The sequence below is a fragment of the Thauera butanivorans NBRC 103042 genome (genome assembly GCF_001591165.1).
Lineage (GTDB): Bacteria > Pseudomonadota > Gammaproteobacteria > Burkholderiales > Rhodocyclaceae > Thauera > Thauera butanivorans.
In genome coordinates, this window is sequence record NZ_BCUG01000007.1 from 19186 (window position 1) to 42826 (window position 23641).

The 23641-nt window shown below is 70.0% G+C and carries 21 protein-coding genes and 1 riboswitch; of the genes, 8 read left to right on the top strand and 13 right to left on the bottom strand.

What is annotated here, in order from left to right:
• Nucleotides 1-3 precede the first annotated feature (3 nt).
• The 7 genes from TBU01S_RS03655 to TBU01S_RS03680 all read left to right on the top strand — a co-directional run bounded on the left by TBU01S_RS03655 (nt 4) and on the right by TBU01S_RS03680 (nt 5019).
• Nucleotides 4-1068: a FecCD family ABC transporter permease gene (locus TBU01S_RS03655; RefSeq protein ID WP_217999559.1), complete on the top strand. Its 1065-nt coding sequence runs from the start codon at nt 4-6 to the stop codon at nt 1066-1068.
• Nucleotides 1065-1871, top strand: coding sequence for an ABC transporter ATP-binding protein (locus tag TBU01S_RS03660; RefSeq protein WP_068635281.1), 807 nt, complete (start codon nt 1065-1067; stop codon nt 1869-1871). The genes TBU01S_RS03655 and TBU01S_RS03660 overlap by 4 nt, the downstream gene beginning before the upstream one ends.
• The gene (locus TBU01S_RS03665; RefSeq protein WP_068635282.1) at nt 1858-2628 is read left to right on the top strand and encodes a (2Fe-2S) ferredoxin domain-containing protein; all 771 of its coding nucleotides are present in this window, start codon (nt 1858-1860) and stop codon (nt 2626-2628) included. Before TBU01S_RS03660 ends, TBU01S_RS03665 begins: the two co-directional genes overlap by 14 nt.
• A 104-nt stretch (nt 2629-2732) precedes the next feature.
• Nucleotides 2733-3068: an AbrB/MazE/SpoVT family DNA-binding domain-containing protein gene (locus TBU01S_RS23745; RefSeq protein WP_157659090.1), complete on the top strand. Its 336-nt coding sequence runs from the start codon at nt 2733-2735 to the stop codon at nt 3066-3068.
• Nucleotides 2987-3283: a type II toxin-antitoxin system PemK/MazF family toxin gene (locus TBU01S_RS03670; RefSeq protein WP_245650843.1), complete on the top strand. Its 297-nt coding sequence runs from the start codon at nt 2987-2989 to the stop codon at nt 3281-3283. The genes TBU01S_RS23745 and TBU01S_RS03670 overlap by 82 nt, the downstream gene beginning before the upstream one ends.
• 127 nt (nt 3284-3410) lie before the next feature.
• Entirely contained in the window at nt 3411-4394 is a 984-nt protein-coding gene (locus TBU01S_RS03675) for a toll/interleukin-1 receptor domain-containing protein (RefSeq protein WP_068635284.1), read from the top strand.
• 208 nt (nt 4395-4602) lie between these two features.
• Complete coding sequence (locus TBU01S_RS03680) at nt 4603-5019, top strand: VOC family protein (RefSeq protein WP_068635285.1); 417 nt, start codon at nt 4603-4605, stop codon at nt 5017-5019.
• 88 nt (nt 5020-5107) lie between these two features.
• Here the strand turns inward: TBU01S_RS03680 and TBU01S_RS03685 are convergent, their stop codons facing one another.
• The 9 genes from TBU01S_RS03685 to TBU01S_RS03725 all read right to left on the bottom strand — a co-directional run bounded on the left by TBU01S_RS03685 (nt 5108) and on the right by TBU01S_RS03725 (nt 17631).
• Complete coding sequence (locus tag TBU01S_RS03685) at nt 5108-5791, bottom strand: energy-coupling factor ABC transporter permease (RefSeq protein WP_068635286.1); 684 nt, start codon at nt 5789-5791, stop codon at nt 5108-5110.
• A 70-nt stretch (nt 5792-5861) separates the two neighbouring features.
• The gene (locus tag TBU01S_RS03690) at nt 5862-6335 is read right to left on the bottom strand and encodes a vWA domain-containing protein (protein ID WP_245650844.1); all 474 of its coding nucleotides are present in this window, start codon (nt 6333-6335) and stop codon (nt 5862-5864) included.
• 182 nt (nt 6336-6517) lie between these two features.
• Nucleotides 6518-7639, bottom strand: coding sequence for a magnesium chelatase ATPase subunit I (locus tag TBU01S_RS03695; RefSeq protein WP_068635287.1), 1122 nt, complete (start codon nt 7637-7639; stop codon nt 6518-6520).
• Nucleotides 7636-11511: a cobaltochelatase subunit CobN gene (gene cobN / locus TBU01S_RS03700; protein ID WP_068635288.1), complete on the bottom strand. Its 3876-nt coding sequence runs from the start codon at nt 11509-11511 to the stop codon at nt 7636-7638. Before cobN ends, TBU01S_RS03695 begins: the two co-directional genes overlap by 4 nt.
• Entirely contained in the window at nt 11511-12602 is a 1092-nt protein-coding gene (gene cobW / locus TBU01S_RS03705) for a cobalamin biosynthesis protein CobW (protein ID WP_068635289.1), read from the bottom strand. Before cobW ends, cobN begins: the two co-directional genes overlap by 1 nt.
• Before the next feature lie 26 nt (nt 12603-12628).
• Complete coding sequence (locus TBU01S_RS03710; protein WP_083953454.1) at nt 12629-13519, bottom strand: ABC transporter ATP-binding protein; 891 nt, start codon at nt 13517-13519, stop codon at nt 12629-12631.
• The gene (locus TBU01S_RS03715; RefSeq protein WP_068635290.1) at nt 13516-14571 is read right to left on the bottom strand and encodes a FecCD family ABC transporter permease; all 1056 of its coding nucleotides are present in this window, start codon (nt 14569-14571) and stop codon (nt 13516-13518) included. Before TBU01S_RS03715 ends, TBU01S_RS03710 begins: the two co-directional genes overlap by 4 nt.
• On the bottom strand, nt 14568-15533 hold the full coding sequence (locus TBU01S_RS03720) for an ABC transporter substrate-binding protein (RefSeq protein WP_068635291.1): 966 nt from the start codon (nt 15531-15533) through the stop codon (nt 14568-14570). Before TBU01S_RS03720 ends, TBU01S_RS03715 begins: the two co-directional genes overlap by 4 nt.
• A 202-nt stretch (nt 15534-15735) precedes the next feature.
• Nucleotides 15736-15951: riboswitch (cobalamin riboswitch) on the bottom strand.
• A gap of 90 nt (nt 15952-16041) precedes the next feature.
• Nucleotides 16042-17631 (bottom strand): DEAD/DEAH box helicase, encoded by a 1590-nt coding sequence (locus TBU01S_RS03725; RefSeq protein WP_068635292.1) that lies wholly within the window; start codon nt 17629-17631, stop codon nt 16042-16044.
• A 572-nt stretch (nt 17632-18203) separates the two neighbouring features.
• Between TBU01S_RS03725 and TBU01S_RS03730 the strand changes: the two genes are divergently transcribed.
• Nucleotides 18204-19334, top strand: a complete 1131-nt coding sequence (locus TBU01S_RS03730) for a M48 family metallopeptidase (protein ID WP_068635293.1) — start codon at nt 18204-18206, stop codon at nt 19332-19334.
• A gap of 55 nt (nt 19335-19389) precedes the next feature.
• Here the strand turns inward: TBU01S_RS03730 and TBU01S_RS03735 are convergent, their stop codons facing one another.
• The 4 genes from TBU01S_RS03735 to cbiB form a co-directional block, all read right to left on the bottom strand.
• On the bottom strand, nt 19390-20436 hold the full coding sequence (locus TBU01S_RS03735) for an MBL fold metallo-hydrolase (protein ID WP_068635294.1): 1047 nt from the start codon (nt 20434-20436) through the stop codon (nt 19390-19392).
• Nucleotides 20437-20650: 214 nt separating this feature from the next.
• Nucleotides 20651-21568 carry a cobalamin-binding protein gene (locus TBU01S_RS03740; protein ID WP_068635295.1) on the bottom strand — a complete coding sequence of 306 codons (918 nt, stop codon included), beginning with the start codon at nt 21566-21568 and terminating at the stop codon, nt 20651-20653.
• Nucleotides 21565-22593 (bottom strand): threonine-phosphate decarboxylase CobD, encoded by a 1029-nt coding sequence (cobD, locus tag TBU01S_RS03745; protein WP_068635296.1) that lies wholly within the window; start codon nt 22591-22593, stop codon nt 21565-21567. Before cobD ends, TBU01S_RS03740 begins: the two co-directional genes overlap by 4 nt.
• Nucleotides 22586-23539 (bottom strand): adenosylcobinamide-phosphate synthase CbiB, encoded by a 954-nt coding sequence (gene cbiB, locus TBU01S_RS03750; protein ID WP_068635297.1) that lies wholly within the window; start codon nt 23537-23539, stop codon nt 22586-22588. Before cbiB ends, cobD begins: the two co-directional genes overlap by 8 nt.
• Nucleotides 23540-23641 lie beyond the last annotated feature (102 nt).

Here is a 23641-nt window from a genome sequence, read left to right on the forward strand (position 1 = left end):
CCTGTGCCCGCATCGGTCCGCCGCCGCATGCCGGTGCTGCTGGCGGCGCTGGCGGGCCTGCTGCTGCTGTCGATCACCTTCGGCATCACGCTGGGGCCGGTGGATATTGCGCCGGGCAGCGTCTGGCGCATCGCCGGCCACGAGCTCGTGCTGCGCCTGGGATTGCCCTCCGCGGCAGGCGAATGGACGCACGCCCAGCACCAGATCGTGTGGCTGATACGCATGCCGCGCGTGCTGCTGGCGGCGCTGGTGGGCGCCGGGCTGGCGGTGGTCGGCGTGACCATGCAGGCGATGGTGCGCAACCCGCTGGCCGACCCCTATCTGCTCGGCGTGTCGTCCGGCGCCTCGGTCGGCGCGGTGCTGGTGCTGGCCTATGGTGTGCTGGGCTTTGCCGGTGTCTACGCCTTGCCGCTGGGCGCGTTCGCGGGCGCGCTGCTGGCCTGCGTCGCGGTGTATTGGCTGGCGCACAGCAGCGGCAGGCTGCTGGCGCCGCGGCTGATCCTGGGCGGCGTGGCGATCGGCTACTGCCTCAGCGGCGTCACCAGCCTCGTCACGCTGACCGCCGGGCAGCGGGAGCTGGCCAATGCGGTACTGTCGTGGACGCTGGGCAGCCTGGCGGGCACCCGCTGGGACGAACTCGGCCTGCCGGCGCTGGTGCTGGTCGCGGGCATCGCCTGGCTGCTGCTGCAGGCGCGCGGGTTGAATGCCCTGCTCGCCGGCGACGAAACCGCCAGCACCCTGGGCGTGGATACGACGCGGATGCGGCGCGGCCTGTTCGTGCTGGTGTCGCTGCTGACCGGCGTGATGGTGGCCGTCAGCGGCGCCATCGGCTTCATCGGCCTGATGGTGCCGCACGTCACCCGCATGCTGGTGGGCACCGAGCACCGCCGCGTGCTGCCGGTGGCGGCGCTGGTCGGCGCCATCTTCCTGGTGTGGGTGGATGCGGGCGCGCGCATCGCCTTCGCACCCACCGAACTGCCGGTGGGCATCATCACCTCGCTGATCGGCGGGCCTTTCTTCGTCTGGATGCTGTATCGGCGCGGCATGTCGCCCGGAGTGGGGCGATGAAGCTGCAGGCCCGCGATCTGCGCTGGCGTCCACCCCATTCCGGCACGGCGCGGACGATCGTCGAGGACGTGTCGCTGCATGTCGGCGAAGGCGAACTGGTCGGCCTGATCGGCCCCAACGGCAGCGGCAAATCCACCGTGCTGCGAATGATCTACCGCATCCTGCGGCCGACGGCGGGCGCAGTGGCGGTCGATGGCCGTGACGTGTGGGAAATCTCCGCGCGCGAGAACGCCCGCCTGATGGCGGTGCTGGCGCAGGAGCAGGGCGGCGGTGTCGACGCCGGCGGCGGCTTCGGCGGCTTCAGCGTGCGCGAAATGGTGTCGATGGGGCGCACGCCGCACAAATCGCCCTTCGCCCGCGACGACCGGCACGATGCCGGCATCGTGCAGTCCGCGATGCAGCGCACCGGCGTGCTGCCAATGGCCGAGCGCAGCTTCGCCACCCTGTCCGGCGGCGAGAAGCAGCGCGTGCTGATGGCCCGCGCGCTCGCCCAGCAGGCCGGTCTGCTGGTGCTGGATGAGCCGACCAACCACCTGGATGTGCGCTACCAGTTCGAGATCATGAACCTGATCCGCAGCCTGGGCGTCACCGCCATCGCCGCCTTGCACGAGCTGCACATCGCCGCGCACTACTGCGACCGGCTCTACCTGCTGGAGAACGGCCACCTCGCCGCGAGCGGCACTCCCGCCGAGGTGCTGACGGAAGCAACCATCGCCAGCGTTTACGGCGTCCGCGCCGCCATCCGCCTGCACCCGCGAACCGGCAGGCCCCATATCGAATTCATGCCCGATGATCCCGTCTGAATCCCCGCAAACCCTGCCCGCCGATACCGCGATCATCCTGCTGGGGCGCGGCGGCCTCGGCCCCGCCGCCAGGGAAGAAATGCAATCCATGGTCGAAGGCGTGCGCACGGCTCTGCCGGGCGCGCAGGTGGAAGGCGCCTTCGTCGACCGCGAAAGCCCGTCGCTGCCCGAAGCGCTGGACGCCTGCGCCGGCGCGCGCCGGATCGTCGTGCAGCCGGTATTCATCCCCGGCGACAAATCCCTGCTGCGCTGGTTGCAGAAAGTCGCCCTGCGCTGGCGCGCGCGCCAGTCGTCAGATCGGCCGCTGCCGGAAATCGCCTTCGCCCCCGCGCTGGGCAGCCTGCCGGAACTATCGACCTTGCTGGCACGCCAGACCTGTGCCGCCGGCCGACTGCCCGACGTCGCGGGCACGGCGGGCGAGGACTGGCAGCGCGACCCCATCGCCTGGTCCAACATCCCGCCGCACCAGCGCCACGTGCTGTTCTGCCTCGGGCCGCGCTGCGCCGCCCTCGGCGCGGCCACGCTCTGGCAACACCTGGGCGACCGCCTGCGCGCCAGCGGCAAGCTGCAGAAAACCGTGATGATGCTGCAGACCAGTTGCCAATACCCCTGCAACCACGGCCCGCTGATGATCGTCCATCCCGATGGAACCTGGTACGGCAAGCTGGACGAGGCCGTCATCGACCGCATCGTCGAACAGCATCTGGATCAGGGGACGGTGGATGAAGCGTATTGCGTGTATCGGCGTGGGGGGTGACTCAAAGCTGGTACCTGGCCTGATGGAGCGTCGACGTCGACAGCGCGGTTGTTGATACGGCCAGGCATGTTTATATTTTGTTTAAACATTTGCTGGAGACCGGCATGGCCGACACCGTCCTCGACATCAAATACTGGGGCAACAACCTCGGCGTGCGCCTGCCCGCGGCCGTGGCCCGCGCCGCGCACCTGCACGTCGATCAGCAGGTGCGCATCAGCGTGGAAGGTGAGCGGATCATCATCACGCCGCTGCGCGATGCGGCCCTGACGCTGGAACAGCGCCTGGCCCGCTTCGACCCTGAGCGCCCGATCGCCAGGACGTCATCTGGATCGACTGCAATCCGCAGCGCGGCCATGAAATGCGTGACGTGCATCCTTTCCTCGTGCTGTCGCCCAAAGTGTTCAATGCGCGTACCTCCCTGGTCATCGGCCTACCCATGACCACCGCGGCCTACGATGCCGACAACCCCTTCGCAGTGGCGGTGGGCACGGCCAGCGGCCGGAAGGCCGGGCAAACCAGCTACGTGCTCTGCCACCAGCCCAAATCCTTCGACTGGCGCCTGCGCGGCGGTGCGCCCCACCCGATGAAGCGGATCGACGATGCCCGCTTTGCCGAAGTGCTGGCACTGCTCAATCAGATCGTGCAACTGGCCTGAGCGGCGAAGAAACCCCGGTTCGGGTCCCGTGTGAAGATTCGCGAGTTGGCGTAGGCTGTCTCGCTCGCACAGGTGCTGTGGACAGGCTATGTTCAGGTAGCGAGCTGCGGCTTGCCGGGAGAGTGTGATGCAAGGGATCTTCGTCAGCTACAGGCGTCAGGACAGCCAGAGCGCCGCTGGTCGGCTCAGTGACCACCTTCGCGACCATCTGGAGCAGGTGCCGATCTTTCGTGATGTCGAGACGATCGAGCCGGGAGCCGATTTCGTCGATGCCATCGAGCATGCGCTGCAAGCCTGTGCGGTTCTGCTGGCAGTGATCGGTCCGCAATGGCTTTCCGTCGTCGGCGAAACCGGCGGCCGCCGGCTCGACGACCCGGCCGACTACACCCGGATCGAGATCGCCACCGCCTTGAAGCGTCCCGGCGTGCGGGTGATTCCGGTGCTGGTCGACGGTGCCGGGATGCCCTCGGCGGAAGCGCTGCCCGGCGACCTCGCCGAGCTGGCGCGGCGCAACGCGGTCGAACTGTCCGACAAGCGCTGGGAATACGACGTCGGCCAACTGGTCGCCACCCTGCGGCGCATTCTCGCGATACCCGAACCACGGCCGGTGCCACCGCCGCCGCCCGAGCCTGGCGGCAGTTACTCGAAGCGCTGGTGGATCGCTGCGGGGCTCGGTGTCCTGCTGGTCGGCGGATACCTCGCCGATCAGCAGGACGAGGTCTGGATGCCGGAGCCATCGGCCGTCGATTCGCCGGCGATGCGGGACATGCCGCAGATCGATTACGCCGCCGCGCCCACGCCTGCCGCGGCGCTGCCGGCGCCCGCCGGAACGATGCGGCCCCTTACCGGACTGTGGCACGACACCGGGGGCGGCCAGATCGAAATCGTCCAGCAGGGCCAGCAACTCGTCTTCCAGGGCATGGGGGAGGACGGCTACGTTGCCGGCCGTGCGCTGCTGAACGGCAATCGCGGCGAGGGTACGCACACCTTGAACGGCTATCTGCTGCATTCGAGCTTTGTCGTTTCCAGCGATGGTTCGCGGATCGACGTCGTCATCCTCGATCCCGGCACCGGCCAGCGCCATGCCATCGTCCTGCTGCGGGCAGACTGAGCGGCGGGATTGCAGCGAAGCGGGCGTCGCCTGGCAGCCGCAGGGATACCGGCTGTGCAACTTTGTCGAGATGTCGAGGGCGTCTATCCGGTTTTCGGCAAGCCGCGGCAGTCGTTGATGAGGGGCACATTTTCTTCTCCTGCTACACACACTCGCCCATGACTTGTGGTGATTCGATAGCGTATCGACCTGAAAGAGAGGAATTGAGATGCTGAAAATAAAGCATATAGACCACCTCGTGCTGAGGGTGGCCGATGTTCGGCCGATGCTCGATTTCTATGTCGATGTGATCGGCTGCTCGTTGGAAAGGGTTCAGGAAGAGCTTGGCCTGTATCAGCTCAGGGCGGGTGCTTCGCTGATAGACCTGATTCCGGTGGATGGCCGCCTGGGAAGCATGGGCGGGGCTGCGCCGGGGAAGGCGGGCAGGAATCTGGATCATTTCTGCCTTCGCATCGATCCCTTCGATGCAGAGGAGATCATCCGCCACTTGGAGAGCAAGGGGGTCGAGCCCGGCGCTGTCGAATCCCGCTATGGAGCGGAAGGCGACGGGCCGTCGATCTATGTGGCTGATCCGGAGGGAAATGTCGTGGAGTTGAAAGGGGCGCCGTGGGCGTCCGGCGGCTGATGCCATTCGCTGCCGCAGTGCGAACATCCTGCGGGCTGGCCACCCTGAAACGGCGGGCGTTTGGTGCGCCCGCCGTTTTGCTGTTCGTTTATCCCTGCGCCCCGGTATACAGGCGCTTCTCCACGAACATCGTATTGCGCAGACCGTTGAGGAATTTCGCCGCGGCCAGTACCGCGAGGTCGATCAGCGGTTCGACGATGACCACGGTCATGTAGGCGGCGCCGAAGGAGACGACCTGCGACAGGTTGTCGGCACCGATGCCCTGGCCGTAGAAGGCCCAGAAGGCGACCCAGGCGACGATGCCGCCCTGGTAGGCGAGCGAGAGCTTCAGCGCCTGGCTGTAGCGGATGTCCACATATGGCGTGTCGGCGGGGATGATCTTCCTGGCCAATACGGCGGTGGCGAACAGCGGCACCAGCAGCGTGGTGAGGTTAATGCCGTATTGCGGCAGGTCGAAGGGCGCGAACAGCATGCCCTGCGCCAGCAGGCCGCCGGCCAGCCCGATCGCCGCCGGGGCGAGGCCGAAGATCAGCAGCAGCGTGGTGCCGAGGATCAGGTGGACTTCCGAGACGCCGACCGGGTGGTGGGGGAAGACTTCGAAGAAGCAGAACACCAGCAGGCTGGCCAGTGCGGCGCGCAGCAGCAGCGAGGCGGCGCCGTCGCGCCTGATGGTGTCGAGCGAGGTCTTTGCGGTGCAGGCGAGCGCCGCGGCGGCGGTGCCGTAGCTCAGGAGCATCTTGGCGCCTTCGACGATTCCGGGTTCGATGTGCATGGTTTTCTCCTTGGAAAGGATGGGGGTGGGCGCTGCGGGTTACAGGTGAGGGGCGGGGGCTCCATCGGCTTCAGGCAAGATCGGCGGCGCGAATCACTTCCGCGCCCCAGGCTGAGCCGATGCGCGCGGCGCGGCCGAGCGCAACCGCCGCATCGTCGAAATCGATCACGGTGCAGATGTCCGCATCGCGCGGGCGCGGGGGGATGTCGTCGAAGCGGGCGTCGGTCAGCAGCCATAGCGCGACGTGCTGTTCGGGCGCGGCTCGCCGCCGCTTGCGCAGCAAGGCGTCGGCAAGCGCCACGGCCGAGCGTGCCGGCGTGGCGCCGCCGCCGGGAATGGCGGCGATCCAGGCTTCGTTGAAGGCGACGGCCTTGCGCGGCGGCTGCAGCACGCGCGCCTGCTGGCAGGAGAAGCCGATCACCGCGAGTTCTTCGCGGCGGCGGTAGAAGCCGGCGGTCCAGCGCAGCAGCAGGCCCTTGGCCAGCGACAGCCGCCGGCCCTGCAGCATCGACGCCGAGCAGTCGAGCAGGATGCAGTGCAGCACGCCGCCGCCGGTTGGCGGCGCCCGCCAACGCAGGTGGGCGGGGGCGAGCGCGGCGTCGGCCTTGGCCGCCAGCGTGCGCGGCCAGTCGAGGCGCGTGCCGGTGGCCGGGCCGGGGCGGCCTTTCTTCGCGGGGCTGGGTGCGCGTCCGGCGGCGGCCCTGCCGGGCGTGGCCGCCGGACGCGTCAGGGCTTTTTTGCATGCAGCGGCCTCACGTTCTTGACCGTGTGGATCGGCACCGGCTGCGGCGGCAGCGCGCCCCAGTCGTCCGGCTGATCGCTTGGGTCCGGCTGGCCTGAGTCGTCGGACGTGCTGGTGCTTGCTTGTCCGTTCGTGGATCGGCTGCCGTCGCCTTGGGCCGGAGCCGTGTCGTCGCGGTGTTGCGGCGTTTGCGGCGGAACGTCGTCGGCCGCCTTGCGGCGATGGGCGAGTACCAGTTCGGCCACGGCGTCGATGTCGGCATCGGCGATTTCGCCGCGGCCGTCGAGCGCGGCGTGGGCGCGCGCGGCGCGCAGCATGACGAGGTCGGCGCGCACGCCTTCGACCTGGGCGGCGTGGCACAGCGCGGCAACGCGCTCGTGGGCGGCGTCGCCGAAGCCGATGCCGGCCAGCGCGCTGCGGGCACGGGCGATGCGCCGGGCGAGGTCGCGCTGTTCGGCGTCGAAGCGGCGGGCGAAGGCGGCCGGGTCGGTGTCGAAGGCCAGCCGGGCGCGCACGATGGCCTGGCGTTCGGCGGTGGCGAGGGTGTCGCCCAGGCGCACGAACAGGCCGAAGCGGTCCAGCAGTTGCGGGCGCAGTTCGCCTTCCTCGGGGTTCATGGTGCCGACCAGGGTCAGCCGCGCCGGGTGCTGGTGCGAGACGCCGTCGCGTTCGACGCGGTTGATGCCGCTGGCGCAGACGTCGAGCAGCAGGTCGACCAGGCCGTCGGCGAGCAGGTTGACTTCGTCGATGTACAGCACGCCGTCGTGCGCCCGGGCCAGCAGGCCGGGGCGGAAGGCGACGCGGCCGTGCTGCAGCGCGGCTTCGAGGTCGAGCGAGCCGACGAGTTGTTCCTCGCTGCTGCCCAGCGGCAGGTCGACGAAGCGTCCACCGCCGTGCTCGCGCGGCAGCAGCTCGGCGAGCGCACGCGCGCTGGTGGATTTGGCGGTGCCGCGCGGCCCTTCGATCAGCACGCCGCCGATCAGCGGATCGACGGCGGCGAGCAGCAGCGCGGTGCGCAGCTGCGGCTGGCCGTGCAGCGCGGCGAAGGGGTAGCTGGGCGCGGCGGAAGCCGGGGCGAAGAGGGCGTCAATGGAAGAAGGGTTCATCGGTTTTCCAGATGCTGTTCGGCGGCGAGCAGGTGCTGTTCGATGCGTTCGCGCCAGTCGCCGGGCGATTGCCACAGGCCGCGCTGCATGGCTTCGAGCAGGCGTTCGCACATTTCGCGCAGCGCGTCGGGGTTGTGGCGCTGCAGGAAGTCGCGGGTGTGGGCGTCTTCGATGTAGGCGTCGGCGACGCGGGCGTACTGGTCGTCGCGGACGACGCGGGCGGTGGCGTCGAAGGCGAACAGGTAATCGACCGTGGCCGCCATCTCGAACGCGCCCTTGTAGCCGTGGCGCTTGATGCCGGCGATCCATTTGGGGTTGGTCACGCGCGAGCGCACGACGCGGCTGATTTCCTCTTCCAGCGAGCGCACCACCGGTGCCTGCGGGTTGGCGTGGTCGCCGAAATAGACTGCCGGCTGGCTGCCGGAGAGGTGGCGTACCGCGGTGGTCATGCCGCCCTGGAACTGGTAGTAGTCGTCGGAGTCGAGCAGGTCGTGCTCGCGATTGTCCTGGTTCTGCATCACCAGATCGATGCCTGACAGGCGGCGGGCGAAGGTGCCGCGGGCCTCGCTGCCGTAGTCGTGCTGGCCGTAGGCGTGGCCGCCCCATTCGAGCCAGGCGGTCGCGAGGTCGGCGTCGTCGTCCCAGTTGCGGCCGTCGATCAGGCCTTGCAGGCCGGCGCCGTAAGCACCGGGCTTGGCGCCGAAGATGCGGTGACCGGCGTGGCGGCGGGCCTCGGCCGCGTCCATGCCTTCGGCCGCGAGCATGGCGGCTTCGCGCAGGATGCGGGCGCGGATCGGGTTGATGTCCTCGGCCTCGTCGAGTTCGGCGATGGCCTGCACCGCGGCGTCGAACAGGCGGATGACGTTGGCGAAGGCGTCGCGGAAGAAGCCGGACACGCGCAGTGTGACGTCGATGCGCGGGCGGTCGAACAGCGACATCGGCAGGATCTCGAAGTCGGCCACGCGGTGGCTGCCGTCGGCCCACTTGGGCCGCACGCCGATCAGCGCGAAGGCCTGGGCGATGTCGTCGCCGCCGGTGCGCATCGTCGCCGTGCCCCATACCGACAGGCCGATCGCGCGCGGGTAGTCGCCGTGCTCCTGCACGTAGCGTTCGACCAGCAGCGCGGCGGATTTCAGGCCGAGCGCCCAGCTCGTCTGCGTGGGCACGGCGCGGGTGTCGACCGAATAGAAGTTGCGCCCGGTCGGCAGCACGTCGGGGCGGCCGCGGGTGGGCGCGCCGCTCGGCCCCGGTGGCACGAAGCGGCCGGCGAGACCGCGCATCAGCTGCAGCAGTTCCTGTTGACCGCAGGCGTCGAGGCGCGGGCGCAGTTCGTGGTCGATGCGCTCGAGCACGGCAGCAGTACGGGGCCAACGGGGTGCTTCCTCGACTGCTTCCCTTTTTTCCTGGTTCTCCTCCGTAGGGAAGGAAGGGGAAAACCGTGTGGATGTCTGTTCACCAGAGCCTTCCGGCAGGCCCTGTTCCAGCACCTGCAGCGCCAACAGCTCCAGCCGTTCGCGCGTGTGGCCGGCGTTGCGCCACAGGCCGTCGCCGAGCGTGGCGAGCACGGCCGGACGCGGGCCTTGCCAGGGCTGGCCCCAGTCGGAATCGAGCGGGTCGAAGCGGTTGCCATCCTCGCCGCACAGGCCGAGATCGGCGGCCAGCGCGCGGGTCAGGCCTTCCTTGCCGCCGCGGCCGTCGCCGACCGGATGGCGTGCCAGCGCGAGCAGGGTGTCGCGCCGCAGCCGCGCGGTGGGCGAGCGGCCGAAGATGTGCAGGCCGTCGCGGATCTGGGCTTCCTTCAGGTCGCACAGGTAGGCGTCGGTGCGGTTGAGCAGGCGCTGTTCTTCTTCGGCCGTCTGCGGCTCGTCGAAGCCGAGGTCGCGATGCAGGTCGTGGCGCAGGATGTGGTCGAGGATCTGGCGACGCAGCAGCTCGGCACGGCGCGGATCGAGCATCAGCGCTTCGTAGTATTCATCGACCTGGCGCTCGAGGTCGCGCGTCGGGCCGTAGCTTTCGGCGCGGGTCAGCGGCGGCATCAGGTGGTCGATGATCACCGCCTGGGCGCGGCGCTTGGCCTGGGTGCCTTCGCCGGGGTCGTTGACGATGAAGGGGTAGAGGTGGGGCAGCGGGCCGAAGGCGAGGTCGGGCCAGCATTCGTCCGACAGCGCCACGCTCTTGCCCGGCAGCCATTCGAGGTTGCCGTGCTTGCCGACGTGCACGATGGCGTCGCTGCGCCAGACTTCGCGCAGCCAGCAGTAGAAGGCGAGATAGTGGTGCGGCGGCACCAGGTCGGGGTCGTGGTAGCTGGCCTGGGCGTCGAGCTCGTAGCCGCGCGCGGGCTGGATGCCGACGAAGACCTGGCCGCAGCGCAGCCCGGCGATCATGAAGCGGCCCTGGCGCGTCATCGGATCGTCGGTCGGCTGGCCCCAGCGTTCGTTCACCGCGTTGCGCACGGCCTGCGGCAGGCGCTCGAAGAAGGCGAGGTAGGCTTCCATCGCCAGGCTCTGCCGCGCCGGGCGCAGCGCCCACTGCTCGGGGTCGTTGGTGATGCCCTCCTTCAACTGCACCATCAGCGCGTCGCCGTCGGCCGGGATGGCCTCGGTGGCGTAGCCCTCGTCGCGCAGGCGTTCGAGGATGGCGATCACCGAGGCCGGGGTGTCGAGGCCGACGCCGTTGCCCAGCCGGCCTTCGCGGCTGGGGTAGTTGGCCAGCACCAGCGCCAGCCGCTTGCCGGCGTTCGGCTGTGCCCGCAGCCGGCACCAGCGCCGCGCCAGTTCGGCGACGAAAGCCATGCGCTCGGGCTGCGGGCGGTATTGCACGACGTCGCACTGGGTCTGTTCGCAGCGGTGCGACAGGCCCTTGAAGCTGACCGCGCGGCTGATGATGCGGCCGTCCACTTCGGGCAGGGCGATGTGCATGGCGATGTCGCGCGGCGCCAGGCCGTGCGGATCTGCCCGCCAGCCTTCCTCGTTGCCGCCGGACAGAATGACCTGCAGCACCGGGATGTCGTCGACCAGCGCATGGTCGCCGGGATCGTCGAGTGCGGACTGCGAGAACGCGGTGGTGTTGAGGATCAGTGCTACTTCGTGCTCGCGGCACAGCCGGCGCAGGGTGTCGGCGCACAGCGCGTCCTTCAGCGACAGCAGCGCGATCGGCAGCGGGTTCATGCCGCGCGCGGCCAGCGTGTCGCACAGGTGGGCGAACACCGCGGTGTTGCCGGCCTGCAGGTGGGCGCGGTAGAACAGCACGGCGACGCAGGGCGCGCCGGGCTGCCAGTCGCCGCGCCAGCTCTCCACCGAGCCGAGTTCCTGGCGCGGGTGGAACACCGCCACCGCGGGCAGCGGCCGCGGCGGCGGCACCTGCAGCGGGAGGTCGAAGAACTGAGCGGCGAGGAACTGGTGGAAGGCGCGCGCGTTGGCCGGCCCGCCTTCGCGCAGGTAGCGCCACAGCGTGCGGCAGGTCTCGGCATCGACCGTGCTCTTCTGCAGCAGGTTGCTGTCTTCGGTGGTGTCGCCGGAGAACATCACCAGCGCGATGCCGCGTGCGCGGCACAACTCGCCGATGCGTTCGGTGCCGTAGGGCCAGTAGCTTTCGCCGCCGAGGTGGTCGATGACGATGACGCGGGCGTGCTGCAGCACGTCGTCGAGGTAGAGGTCGACCGACGCCGGCTGGCGCAGGTGCAGCAGGTTGGCCAGCCGCAGGGTCGGGAAAGCTTCGATGCCGTCGCTCGCGGCCGGCCAGGCGGCGGCGAGCAGCGCCAGCGTGGTGTCGGCGGCGCTGAGGATGGCGATGTCGGCCGGATCCTGCGCGATGCGCGTGATGATCGAGGCGTCGTCGACGAAGCCGCCGGGCTGGGCCGCGAGCAGGTGCATCAGGCGGCCCCGGCAGGGGCGTCGGCAGCGATGGCGGCCGCGGCCAGGGCGTCGCGCAGGGTGCCGGCATCGAGGTCTTCGCCGATCAGCACCAGGTGGGTGCGCGGCGCTTCGTCCGCCAGCCAGCGGCGGTCGAAGTAGCTGTCGAAGCGCCGGCCGACGCCATGCACCACCAGCCGCATCGGCTTGCCGGGCAGGGCGGCGAAGCCCTTGACGCGATAGATGGCGTGCTCGGCGGTGAGTGTGTGCAGGATCTCGAGCAGGCGCTCGCGCTCGACCAGCGGCAGGTCGACCACCACCGAGTCGAAGGCGTCGTGATCGTGGTCATGCGCCTCGCCTTCCTCGTGGTCGTGGTGGCTCTGGCGCAGGTGGATGTTCTCTTCCGAGGCGGCGCCCAGGCCGAGCACGATGCCGAGCTCGATGCGGCCCTGGTCGGCGGCGACGATCTTCACTTCGGGCGGCAGCTCCTCGCGCACCAGGGCTTCGACGCGGGCGCGGGCCTCGGCGTCGGCGAGGTCAGTCTTGGACAGCACGACCAGGTCGGCGGCCGACAGCTGGTCCTCGAACAGCTCGTGCAGCGGCGATTCGTGGTCCAGGTTGGGATCGGCGCGGCGCTGGGCATCGACCGCCGGCGGATTGGCGGCGAACTGGCCGGACGCGGCGGCGGGCACGTCGACCACGGTGACGACCGCATCCACCGTGCAGGCGTTGCGGATCTCGGGCCAGTTGAAGGCCTGCACCAGCGGCTTGGGCAGGGCCAGGCCGGAAGTCTCGATCAGGATGTGGTCGATGTCGCCGCGGCGCGCGATCAGTTCGCGCATCACCGGGTAGAACTCTTCCTGCACCGTGCAGCACAGGCAGCCGTTGGCGAGTTCGAACAGCTCGCCGGGGCGTTCCCGGCCGTCCTCGTCGCAGCCGATGCCGCAGCCGCGCAGGATGTCGCCATCGATGCCGAGCTCGCCGAACTCATTGACGATCACGGCGATGCGGCGGCCGTCGGCATTGTTCAGGATGTGGCGCAGCAGCGTGGTCTTGCCGCTGCCGAGGAAGCCGGTGACGATGGTGGCGGGGATTCTGGCCTGGACGGACATGGAGCTTCTCCTGGAGGTTCGGGAATTCAGCGGCTAGGGGATGCGAATGCACTTGCGGGCGGAACAGCCGTTCCGGCATGCGAATCTTTGCTGGAGGGTGCAGACGCCGATGCGTCCGCATCGTTTTCAGGTGCCTGCGCCGCGCCTTCGGGCCGGCAGCGCCAGGGCACGACGTAGGGCTGGCGCTCGTGTTCGCCCAGCATCGCCTGCACCTGGTAGACGCGCTGCAGGTTGGCGGCGGTGAGCACGCTGCGCGGTGCGCCGCAGGCCACGGCGCGGCCGTGGTCCATCAGCAGCACGCGGTGGCAGAAGCGGCTGGCCAGCGTCAGGTCGTGCAGCACCACCATCACGGTGCGGCCGAGCGCGCACTGCTCGCGCAGCAGTTCCATCACGCTCAACTGGTGGAAGGGGTCGAGCGCCGCGACTGGCTCGTCGGCCAGCAGCAGGGGGGCATCGACGGCCAGCGCGCGGGCCAGCCGGGCGCGGGCGCGTTCGCCGCCGGACAACTGGTCGAGCCGGCGGTCGGCCAGCGCTTCCAGCCGCATCCGGGCGATCGCCTGGGCGACGACCTCGTCGCCGTCCGGCGCCGCGCGCCAGCGCGGGCGGTGCGGCAGGCGGCCGAGGGCGACGAAGTCGCGCACCGTCAGCGGCCAGGCGGCATGGTCGCCCTGGGCGAGATAGGCCAGCCGGGTGGCGCGCTGGCGCGGCGGCAGCGTGGCGAGCGGTGTGCCGTCGAGCCGGATCGTGCCCTGGTGCGGCAGCAACTGTGCCACCGCCCGCAGCAGGCTGCTCTTGCCGGCGCCGTTGGGGCCGATCAGGCCGAACAGCTCGCCCTGGCCGATTTCGGCGGAGACGCCATCGACCAGGGTCGCGCTGCCCTGGCGCACGAAGAGGGATTCGATGAGCAGCCGCGTCATGCCCGCCCCAGCCGTTCGCGCAGCACCAGCACGAAGAAGAAGGGTGCGCCGATCAGTGCCGTGACCACGCCCAGCATCAGTTCGAAGCCGCCGCTGACCAGCCGCAGCACCACGTCGGCGGCCAGCAGCAGCACCGCGCCGCCGAGTGCGCTCGACACCAGCAGGCGCGCCGGGTGGTAGCCCACCGCGCGGCGCAGCATGTGCGGCACGACCAGGCCGACGAAGCCGATCGCGCCGGTCACGGCAACGCTGGCGCCGACGCACAGCGCGGTGCCGACGACGACCTGCGCGCGCAGGCGGGCGAGATTGACGCCCATGCTGGCGGCCTCGTCCTCGCCCACCGACAGCGCGTCGAGGTCGCGTCCGCAGGTGGCCAGCAGCGCCAGGCCGGCGAGCACGAAAGGCAGGCACAGGCGGATGTCGTCGAAGCTGCGGTCGGCCAGCGAGCCGAGCAGCCACAGCACGATGTCCTGGACGTCGGTCGGGTTGGGGGCGAGGTTGATGGCCAGCGAAGTCAAGGCGCCGGCCAGCGAGGACAGCGCCACACCGGCCAGGATCAGGGTCAGGTTGCCGGTGCCGCGGCGGGCGATGCGGTACAGTACCAGCGTCGCCAGCGCGGCGCAGCCCATCGCCGCCGCCGGCAGCAGCCAGGGCGTCAGCTGGGCGAGGCCGAAGTACAGGCACAGCACCGCGCCCAGACTGGCGCTGGAGCTGATGCCGAGCAGACCCGGCTCGGCGAGCGGATTGCGCAGCAGGCCCTGCAGCGCCGCGCCCGACATGCCGAGCGAAGCGCCGACCAGGATCGCCAGCAGCACGCGCGGCAGGCGGATCTCGGCGACGATGGCATGCTGGCGGGCCAGCGCTTCGGATGCGCCATCGCCGACCGGCAGCAGTGCGGCGGCGACGTCGGCGAGCGCCAGCTGCACCGGGCCGATGCCGAGCGAGACCAGCGCGAGCATGAGCAGGGCCAGCGCGAGCAGGCCATTGAGCGGCAGCGCGACTTGGCTGGTGCGTGGCAGCGGGGGCCGGGATGTGGCTTGGCCGGCCGTCATTGCGGCACCCGTGCCGGTGAGGCGGTGATTTGCTGCCTGGCGCTTGCCGCTTCTTCTGCACCCCCGGCTCCGACAGGGGAGAGGGGCGCCCGGCTTAGAGATGCCCGGCTGCGGGACATCGGGACCGGCGGACTTAGGCGGGCCAATTGTGCGGCGATGTCTTCGGCGGCCTCGATCAACTGCCAGTTGCTGCAGCCCCAGTCGTTGCCGTCCATGCGCACCACCGGCCGTTCGGCGAGCAGCGTCCGCATCTGCGGATGGCGGGCGAAGCCGGAGCGGGCATAGGTGGTGTCGTTGAGCATGCTGCTGACGACGAAGACGTCGGGCGGGTCGGCGACCACGTCCTCCAGCGCGACCCGGCCCCAGCCGCGGCGGCCGGACTCGGTGGCGTGATTGCGCACGCCGGCGGCCTGGAACACCGCGTCGACATAGGTGCCGGCGCCGGCGCTGCCGCCGTTGGGGCGCAGGTAGAGCGCGCGGGCCGGATGCGTGCTTGCCTGCAGGTGGGCGATGCGGGCCTGCACGTCGGCCACCAGCGCCTCGCCGGCGGCGGCGCGGCCGAGCCGGCCGGCGATGTGCCGGGTGCTGGCGAAGATGCCGTTCCAGTCGGTCGGGTAGGGCACGGTGACGATCCCGATGCCGTGGCGTTCGAACAGCGCGGCCTGGTGGCGCGCCTGCCAGCGCCGCGACGCGAGCACGAGGTCGGGGCGCAGGGCCAGCACTTCCTCGGCGCTGCCGTCGTTGGCGGGATGGCGGCGGGCCTGTTCGTACATCGCGGTGCGGCGCGGGTCCTGGCTCTTGCGCGACACCGAGACGATCTGCGCCGGTTCGGCCAGGCCGAGCACCAGCATGTCGGCGCACAGGTTGGTCGACATCACGCGCGGCAGCGCCGCGCCGGCTGCAGCGAAGGCGACGGAGCCGGACAGCAGGGCCAGCAGCGCAGCGAGCAGGCGCACGGCCATCTCAGGCGCCAATGCCGGGCGCTTGCACCGTGCCGGCCCTGGAGGCGTGGGAAGAAGGGATGTGGTGGTGCTGGGTGTCCTGGTCCATGGCTGCGGCTGCGCGGGTGCGGCGACGATCGGCCTGCATGGGGTAGGGACGGACAGCGGAAGGCTGGGGCCGGGACGGCCAGGCCAGACGGTGATCGCCCGCACCCCGGGGCAGTGACCTTCAATCGACCAGGCCGGTCTTCTGGCTCTCCTTCGTCCGGATGTCCGCGGCCTTCCCGGGCGAAGCCCAGTGGCAGGGGGGCGGAATCCGTCAGGACTACAGCAGCGGGGGCTGCGCCGGAATGGCCGCTGGAGGCGGCGTCACCGGACTTCCCGTTTCACCCTGGGCGCACGGCGGCGGCACAGGGCACCTGGATCGAATGCGCGCGAAGCTTAAGTGAGGGGACAGGGTTTGGCAAGCCGGCGCCCGCCGCGCGCGGGCCGGGGGCGCGATCGAGCGCGCAGCCCCGGTGGCTCGTGCTCAGCGGTTGCCGCTGCCCGGCTTGGCGGAGAACAGCGCGGCACGCGGCGCGGCGGGGCGATTGCGGCCGGGGCGGGCGCGATTGCCATCGACGTCCGCGCGGCGGTTGTCGACAGCGCGGTTGCCATCGACGTCGCCACGGCGGGATGCGTGGGAAATGCGGTTGCCGTCCACTTCGGGGCGCGACGGCTGCATGCGGTTGCCGTTGATTTCGCGTGGCTCGGCGCTGCGCGGTGCGCGGTTGCCGTCCGCCTCGCCGCGGCGCGGCTGCGGGCGGGCACCCGGCTTGCCCTGGCCGGCGCCACGGTTGCCGGGGGTGGCACGATCGCCTCGTGGCGCACCGGACGGGGTGCCGTTGCGGGCCTGGCCCGAGCGGCCGCCGCGGCGCTGCAGCGGTTCGCGCTGGTGGTCGGCGTCGTGCGCGGCCTCGGCGCCGGCGCTGGGCACGAAGTCCTCGGCCACGGCACGGTCGATGCGACGCTTGATCAGGCGCTCGATCGCGCTTAGCAGCTTGATCTCTTCATCGTCGACCAGCGAGATGGCATTGCCGGCGGCGCCGGCGCGGCCGGTGCGGCCGATGCGGTGCACATAGTCTTCCGGCACGTTGGGCAGTTCGAAGTTGACCACCTGCGGCAACTGGTCGATGTCGAGGCCGCGCGCGGCGATGTCGGTTGCCACCAGCACCGGCAGCGAGCCGTCCTTGAACTGCGCCAGCGCCCGCGTGCGCGCCGCCTGGCTCTTGTTGCCGTGGATCGCGGCGGCGGCGATGCCGTGCTTGCTGAGGTATTCGGCGAGCTTGTTGGCGCCGTGCTTGGTGCGGGTGAACACCAGCGCCTGGAACCACTGCTTTTCCTTGATCAGGTGGGCGAGCAGTTCGCGCTTCTGCTTCTGGCCGATCATGTAGACCGCCTGGTCGACGCGTTCGGCGGTGGTGTTGCGCGGCGCGACTTCGACCGTGGCCGGATCGTGCAGCAGGCCGTGGGCCAACTGGCGGATCTCGTCCGAGAAGGTGGCCGAGAACAGCAGGTTCTGGCGCTTCTTCGGCAGCAGCGCAAGCACCTTGCGGATGTCGCGGATGAAGCCCATGTCGAGCATGCGGTCGGCTTCGTCCAGCACCAGGATCTCGACGCCGGACAGGTCCACGGTTTTCTGCCCGACGTGGTCGAGCAGGCGGCCGGGCGTGGCGACCAGGATGTCCACGCGCTTTTTGAGCGCGCCGATCTGCGGGTTGATGTTGACGCCGCCGAACATCACCAGCGAAGCCAGTGGCAGGTGCTTGCCGTAGGTCTTGACCGATTCCTCGACCTGCGCGGCGAGTTCGCGCGTCGGCGTCAGGATCAGGCAGCGTGGGCGGCCGGGCGGATGCGGGTGGGCGTGGGTCTGCGACAGGATGTGCAACAGCGGCAGCGTGAAGCCGGCGGTCTTGCCGGTGCCGGTCTGGGCGGCGGCGAGCAGGTCGCCGCCGGCGAGCACTTGCGGAATGGCCTGGGCCTGGATCGGCGTCGGCGAGGTATAGCCGGCTTCGCCGATGGCGCGCAGGATGGGTTCGGCCAGCCCGAGGCTGGCGAAAGTGACGACTTCGGAATTCATTCGATGGTTTCCGGCGCCAGTCCGTCGCGCATGCGTGGCGACACCAATCCGGGCTGGCGGGAGAGAGATCCGGGGCGGGCGCCGGCCGGATCGTTGCAGGAGCCGCCGCGGTCGATCGGTCAAGCCGCGGCGAGCCGGCACTATAGAGACTATGCGGGCTTGATGCGAGCTTTTTGTGCACAGCAGCGTGAAGGCGTATCCCGGAAGGCATTGCCGCCTGTGCCAGGATCGACGCCCAGGCTGCCAGGGCTCCAGCCGGCAGCAGTCGTGGCCTGGCTCGTACCGTATCGCCCAAAAGCCCTTGTTGCAGAGCAAAAATAAATTATGCAGGAAAAATGTGTTGCAAAATGAAAATACATGTCGAATAATTTCCAGGGCATATTCAAAAAGAATACATGGGCGCCGCTGCTCGTGTGTGGAAGAAGCACGGAGGGAGTGCCGCGTCTGCCCGGATGGCGGAAGCTGTTGAACGGTGCCGGAAGCCCGGCTGCGCCAGGCGAGAACCTTGTGTGGAATGCGTTAAAGTCCCCTGTCCAGAATGGTGCTCTATGTTCTCAGGTACTCCATTTCCCATGAAATCGCCCGCTTCCGGCAAAAGGCTGTTCGTGTTGCGCGCACGTCTCGCCCGGCGCCTGACCTTGCTCGCCCTGGCCGGTCTTGCCGGGGGCATGCTGTTGCTCGCCGCCCTGGTCGGCGGGGTGGCGCATGCGCTGGGCTGCAGCTGGGAAGCGGTCGTCAGCGGCCATCCCTTCGCCAGCGGCTTGTGGAGCCTGTGCGCGGTGCTGCTGTTGCTGTGCAGCGCCGCGATCGCCGACGTCCTGTTCAGCGCGCCTCCCCGGCCGCAGGGCGTCTGCCTGACACGCGAGACGGCCGGGCAGCTGTTTGCGTTGCTCGATACCATGGCCGCCCGGCTGGGCATCGAGCCGATCCAGCATGTGTTCATCACCGACGACATGAACGCGCACATCCACCAGCGGCCAGCCTGGGGTGTGGCCGGGCCGCTGGACACCTGCCTGATGATCGGCCTGCCGCTTGCGCACAGCCTGTCGCCGGCACAGTTCACAGCAGTGCTGGCCCATGAGCTCGGGCATCTTTCGGCCCAACGGCGCGGTTGGGCCGGTGTCGCCGGGGCATTGCGCGCGTGGTGGGCGCGGACCCTGGATCGCGCGAGCGCCGGGTTTGCCTGCATTGCACCGTGGCTGGACGAGAAGTCGATCGGCTTCTGTGTCCAGATGCTGCGCCTGGCGCGCATCGAGGAGTTCGAGGCGGATGCCATTGCGGCCGAACTCGTCGGCCATGACCTGATGGGCGAGGCGCTGGTCGAAGTCAGCCTCAAGTCGCATTTCCTCGAACACGATTTCTGGCCGCAGATCGAGGCCTACAACGCCAGCCGCGCACGGCCGGCATTGTGGCCGTTCCGCGACATGGCGCTTGGCGTGGAAGCGGGCTTCATGCGCACGGTGTCCGACCATGCGGTGGCGGTCGAGGAGAGCCTGGACGAGCGCTATGCCTTTCATCCGTCCTTGCAGCAGCGTTTGAGCGCGCTGCGCGTGCCCTGCCGGGTGCCCGAAGGCGAAGGGACCTCGGCCGCCGTGCATTTCCTCGCGCCGATGCTGCCGCGCCTGGCGATGTCCTTCGACCGTGCCTGGTGGCGGACGTGGCGCAAGAACAGGCGCAGGCGCTACGAGATGTTCGAAGGCTGAGCGCGCCGGGACCTGCCGGAGGAACTGGCGGATCGGAAGGCGCGCATGATGCGGTTCAGAAAGCGTTCTGCTCGGCTTCCAGATAGGCCAGGCTGACGTACTTGCCGATGTTCGATTCGAAGCCCGCGGTATCGGCGGCGCGGCTGGCGACGCGGGGGTCTTTCAACACCGCCTCGCGCGCGCTGTCGGCGTCGCGGCCGTCTTCGACCGCTTGCAGGCAGTTTTCGTAGATGCCTTCGAACAGCGCACGGTTCCAGTTCAGCACCTCGGCGCCGGGGTGGCCGTGGCCGGGCACCCAGATGCGCGAGGGCGCGTTCCTTTCCAGTTCGTCGTAGAAGCGGAAGGTGCCGACGTAGGAGCCGTCGTCCATGTTGGCGATGCGGCGGTCCATGGCGATGTCGCCGACGTGGGTCAGGCCGTCCTGCACGACTTCGACGCAGATGTCGCCCGGCGTGTGGGCAGTGCCGTAGTGGTGGATGCGCAGCGTGACGTCGCCGAAGTCGAATTCGGCGCCGTGCTCGACGGTGTGCGTGGGCGGCACGATGCGGGTGCCGACGGTGGCCTGGTTGGTCCAGCGCTCCATCAGGCTGTGCCAGGCGCTGCCCTGGATGCCTTCGATTTCCCGCTTCGTCACCGGATGGGCATGGATCGGCAGACCCTTGCCGAAGGCGTCCTCGAAAGCGTGGTTCGCCAGCCAGTGGTCGCCGTGGTAGTGGGAGTTGAAGACCGCCACCACCGGCTTGTCGGTGATGCGGCGGAGCATGCGCAGCGCCATCTCGCCGATCTGCACCGAACCGCCCGGGTCGAGCACCACCACGCCTTCGCGGCTGAGGACGAAGGTGATGTTGCTCATCATTCCCTGGTTCTCCGGTGTCGGGAAGCCGTCCTTCGACCAGATCATCCAGACGTGTTCCGACAGTTGTGTGGGCGCGATGTCGGGCACGGCGGGGCCGCGGACGAAATTGTCGATGTCGGCGGCGAAGGCCGACAGCCGCGACCAGTTGCCGGCGAGGCCGAATGCGGCCGTGCCGGCAAGCCCCGCTTGCATGAAGCGCCGGCGTGAGCGACAGGACGGGGGCGAGTCGGGTTGTGGCGTGCGCATCGGGCGTCTCCTGCGTGTGATGTCCTGCACGGAATATTAACGAAAACTGATTTTCTTCGCTGCCCGTCCGTGTTTCTGACTTGCCGATGAGCGTCTCATTGCGACTGAAGCGCGAGGGTGGAGCCGAAGGCGAAAGCCGCCATTCCGGGATTGGGGCGTCAGGATCGATGGGGGCGCGATGGGTTTCGCTCCGCTCTGCCCACTCTGCCGGCTGTCAGCGTGTGGCCGGTGCGTCGCCGCGGTCGGCCCGCACCGATTCGAGCTGCTCGCACAGGCGGGCAGCGCCGTCCAGGATGCGGGGTGTGTGGCGCTGCAGGAGGTCGGGCGGGACGAAGAACAGGTGGCCGTTGGCGTTGGCGGTCAGATCCGGCCAGCGCTTCCACTGGTCCAGCCAGTCGGGGCGCGCCTCGCCCATGCCGCTGGCGACGATCGCTTCCGGATTCGCGGCGAGCACGGCTTCGATGCCGATCTTCGGTGCCAGCGTGTCGAGGCTGCCGAACACGTTGCGTCCGCCGCACAGGCGGATGACGTCGGCGATCAGGTGCTCGTCGTTGATCGTCACCATCGGTTCGTTCCAGACCTGATAGAAAGTGCGCACCGGCGGCCGGTCGCGGTAGCGCGCGGCGAGGCCGGCATGGCGGGCGCGGAAAGCCCGCGCCGCTTCGGTGGCGGCGGCGTCGGTGCCGGCCAGGCGGCCGAGCTTTTCCAGGCTGAGGGCGACGTCGTCGAGGCTGCGCGGTTCGTTGATGAAGACCGGGACGCCCAGCGCGCGCAGGCGGTCGAGGTGGGCGTCGCGGTTGCCGCTGCGCCAGGCGACGACGAGGTCGGGCCGCAGCGCGGCCACGGCTTCCAGGTTGATCTGGGTGTAGCCGCCCACCTGCGGCAGCGACTTCGCTTCGGGCGGGAAATCGCTGTAGGCGACCACGCCGACGACCTGCGGGCCGGCGCCCGCGGCGAACAGCAACTCGGTGATGTGAGGCGCGAGGCTGACGATGCGCTGCGCCGGGCGTTCGAGCCTGATGGCTGCGCCGCTGTCGTCGATGGTTTCGACCGCGGCGGGGGAGGCAAGGGCCGCGCCCGGGCCCAGGCAGGCGGCGGCAGCGAAGAAGGCGAGCAGGCGTGTGAGGGTCATGGTGTGGAACGCTCCGGTGCGCATTCGCGCAGTGCGCGCCCCAGCCGCTGCCAGCCCGCTTCGTCGGGCGGCAGGCCGAAGCGCAGGGAAGGCGGCACGGCGGGCAAGGCGCTGCCGGGCGGCTCGCCGTCGAACAGGCGGACGAGGACGCCGTGCCGGGCAAGTGCGCCGTGCAATTCGGCGGCGCGGGGCGTCGGCAGCCATTTGAACAGGCTGGGGCCGCCGGGCCGACCCAGTCCGGCGGTGTGCAGCAGCCCGGCGAGGCGTTCGCCGTCGGCCGCCAGCCGCGTGCGTGCCTGTGCCTGCCATGCAGTGTCGGCCAGCGCGGCGCCCGCCGCATGGCGTGCCGGGCCGCTGACCGTCCATGGACCGAGGATTTCGGCCAACTGCCGGCGCACCGTCGCAGGGGCGAAGACGAAGCCGACGCGCGCGCCGGCGAGGCCGAAGAACTTGCCCAGCGAGCGCAGCACCACCAGGCCGTCGGCGCCGGTTTCCGGTACCAGACTGGCTTCGGGCGTGGTGTCGATGAAGGCTTCGTCTACCACCAGCCAGCCGCCGCGCCGGGCAAGCCGGGTGCGCCAGTCCAGCAGGCGGCCGCGCTCGAACAGCAGGCCGGTGGGGTTGTTGGGCTGCACCAGCACGACGATGTCGCTGGCATTCACGGCCGCTTCGGCGGCATCGATGTCGTCGCCGAACCATCGTGGTTCGCGCCCCCGCCAGGCGTGGGCATGCTCGGCGTAGCTCGGTGCCAGCAGGCTGACGCGCCGGCCGGGCAGCACGGCGGGCAGGGCCTGGATCGCCGGCTGAGAGCCCGCCACCGGCAGCAGCGCATCGCTGCCGTAGTAGCGCGCAGCGGCGGCTTCCAGGCCGTCATCGTCTTCGGGCAGGCGATGCCAGGCCGACAGTGGGATGTCGGGCACGGGATAGACGCTGGGGTTGATGCCGGTGGACAGGTCCAGCCAGTCGTCCAGGGCGATGCCGTATTGCTGCGCGGCGCGGCGCAGGCGTCCGCCGTGCTCAAGCATGGGGCAGGCCTGCGAGTGATAAGACGGCGAGTGCCATCGCCGCGGTGACGATCCACCACAGCAGCACGCCGCGCCGCACCAGCGAGACGGCGGCGCGGATGGCGCGGGCATCCGGCGGCGGACCTTCACCGAGCGGTGGACGCTGCTCCAGCTCGCCGTGGTAGATCGCCGCGCCGCCCAGCGCGACGCCGATCGCGCCCGCACCGGCGGCCATCACCGGCCCGGCGTTGGGGCTGTCCCAGGCAGGCGCCTGCGCACGCCAGCAGGCCAGCGCGCGCCGGGTGTCGCCGAGCAGGGCATAGGTCAGCGCGGTGAGGCGGGCGGGCGCGGCGTTGAGCAGGTCGTCGATGCGCGCAGCAGCCCAGCCGAAGTGCAGGTAGCGCGGCGTGCGATAGCCCCACATCGCATCCAGCGTGTTCGCCAGGCGGAACAGCAGCACGCCCACGCCGCCGCCCAGCAGGAACCAGAACAGCGCGCCGAACACCGCGTCGTTGCCGTTTTCGAGCACCGACTCGGTGCCTGCGCGGGCCACGCCTTCGGCGTCCAGCGCACGGGTGTCGCGGCTGACGATCCAGCCCACGCGGCGGCGTGCTTCGTCCAGGTCGCCGGCGTCGAGCGGCACGGCAATGGCTTCGGCGTGCTCGGCGAGGCTCCGCCCGCCGAGGGCGAAATACAGCAGCACGATGTCCACCGGCCAGTGCGCCAGCGGGTGCAGGCCGCGCAGCCACAGCGCCAGCGCCGCCCAGGGCAGCACGGCAAGCGCCCAGGCCAGCGCGCCGGCGAAGCGCTGCTCGCCGAGCAGGCGGCGCACGGTGGCTTCGACCGCGCGTGCCCAGCGGCCGAAGCCCACCAGCGGATGGAAGCGGCGGACTTCGCCGAACAGCCGGTCGGCCAGCAGGCCGGCGGCCATTTTCAGCGCAAGGACGGTCGGGAGCGAAAGCAGCATCGAGGATGAGGGCAGGGCTGGAGTAAAAGGCTGGGAGGATGCATGAAGCCGTACTGTTTTCTTCCTCCCCGGGAGCGGGCAGGGGAAAGGGGTGCCCGGCCG